The following is a 718-nucleotide window of genomic DNA, read 5'->3' on the forward strand; positions in this document are numbered from 1 at the left end:
TAATAATAGAGGGGCCGAACCTAGTAACTTGGTTGGTCAGCGGGTATATTTTTTGAGAGTGAATAATACTGATATTGGTAGGCCGGTTGATATACAGTCCGGAAGCACTACGATATGACCCATTTTTGGGTGTTCCTGCTTAATAAGACAAAACACATTAGAGCAGCACCATGTCGCAGACTATTCCTGAACAAACTAGACACAAAAAAGGCCAACTCAAAGAGTCGGCCATTGTCGCGAATTAATTTAACGAGTATGTGCGGAATTCTCCGTCTATAGCGCAAGCTTAGGGGGAGATGGATAGCACGCGCCCGATCATTTCGGGCGATCTTGATTAGCAATATAATCAGCCAAAACTTCCAACGGTGCACCTCCAGCTGTAATAAGGCAGTATGCACGTGACCAAAGTGCGGGTTTCCAGTAATACTTTGTCATGTGCTCCTGATACTCCTTACGCACAAGTCGACTGCTAACAGTTTTTAGGCTGTTTATTAGCTTCGCTGGCTCAATGTTAGGGTGCAACTCCAGCATCAAGTGGATATGGTCATCTTCACCGCCAAACTCCAGCACTTCAACATCCCATTTAGCACACTGTTCTCTAAATATAACTTCCAACCTTGTTAAAATCTCATCAGTGAAGCACTTGTTTCTGTATTTTGTTACTAACACTAAGTGATATTTTAATTTGTAAACGCAGTGATAATGGGAGCGCATAAAG

Annotated in this window: 1 protein-coding gene; it reads right to left on the reverse strand. The window is 42.8% G+C overall.

What is annotated here, in order from left to right:
* Window positions 1-315: 315 nt before the first annotated feature.
* The coding region (gene tnpA, locus AB4585_RS25025) for an IS200/IS605 family transposase (RefSeq protein WP_372171455.1) at window positions 316-718 on the reverse strand (403 nt) is incomplete at its 5' end.

Origin of the sequence: Vibrio sp. 10N.222.49.C9 (assembly GCF_041474985.1) — a bacterium.
Lineage (GTDB): Bacteria > Pseudomonadota > Gammaproteobacteria > Enterobacterales > Vibrionaceae > Vibrio > Vibrio crassostreae_C.